This window comes from Stenotrophomonas sp. PS02298, assembly GCF_029959445.1.
In the GTDB taxonomy this organism is placed as follows: Bacteria; Pseudomonadota; Gammaproteobacteria; order Xanthomonadales; family Xanthomonadaceae; genus Stenotrophomonas.
Window position 1 is genome coordinate 1 of the sequence record NZ_JASCOR010000325.1, and the last position, 1,037, is coordinate 1,037.

Sequence of the window (1,037 nt, forward strand, 5' to 3'; positions counted from 1 at the left end):
GTGGGGGGGGTAAACCCCCCCCCCCCATAGGGGGGGGCGCCCCCCGGCCCCCACGACATTCCGAACGCGCCCCACCGCAATGGACGGGCGTGTGGGGCTACGCCCCGGCTTGCTGCCGCAGGTTGCACGAAAGCGTGCCGTCCTCGACGCTGGCGGTTCGTCGCCTGTACGTCACGAAGGACGGTTCACCGACACGCCGCCCGGCCTTGCAATGGAGCTTCCACGCCACGCCTCACGCAAAGGGCCGCAAGCAGCAGTAGGGACGCTTTCACCTTGTCGCTGGGCATTGTCCTTGCCCGTGTCAGGGCGCAGGCCGGTGAAGCCGTCGCGCGGGGATGCCGAGTCGGCCATGCCTCCATTCGGGAGCGGGCGGCCAGTACGTCCTTGTGTTGTTGTGAATCCTGGCGGTGGCTGGGCTTCATGGCCGCAACCTTCCAGCGAAAACAATTCCCCCTGCGCTGCGCGCATTCCTCGCGGGACAAATTCTTTTCGCTTCCAGGTTCTCCACGGTGTTGCGACCGCTGCGCGGTGCGGCCAGCCCATCCCCCGCCGGACGGATCACAACAAGGACGCACTGGCGCGACCTTGTTCAACCCGAAAGGAGAAATCATCATGGCTAACATCGGCACCTTCACCGCAGAGAAAGACGGCTTCACCGGCCAGCTCCGCACCCTGACCCTCAACTTCAAGGTCAAGCTGGTTCCCAACGACAAGGGCGAGAACGAAAGCGCCCCGGACTTCCGCCTGCAAGCGGCCGGCCACGACTTCGGCGCGGCGTGGAAGAAAACCAGCGAGGCCGGGCGGGATTACCTGTCGGTGGCCATCGACGATCCTTCATTCCCGGCGACGGTCTATGCCCGCCTGATCGAAGGCGAGAATGACACGCACGACCTCATCTGGTCGCGCAGCAAGCCCAAGGCGGCCTGACGGCCGCCCACCGCGCCCCGCCCATTGCGGCGGGGCGCGGTGCTGCTGATCGCAGCATCGCCCGCACAGGGTTTCGGCAGTTGCCCCATGTCCCGCATGTCCAAGGCCAG

At 66.3% G+C, this 1,037-nt stretch carries 1 protein-coding gene; it reads left to right on the forward strand.

Annotated elements, in window-relative coordinates:
* Positions 1–612: 612 nt before the first annotated feature.
* A complete protein-coding gene (locus QMX78_RS21445; protein ID WP_004883051.1) occupies positions 613–927 on the forward strand; it encodes a DUF736 domain-containing protein in 315 nt (104 codons plus the stop codon).
* Positions 928–1,037: the final 110 nt, after the last annotated feature.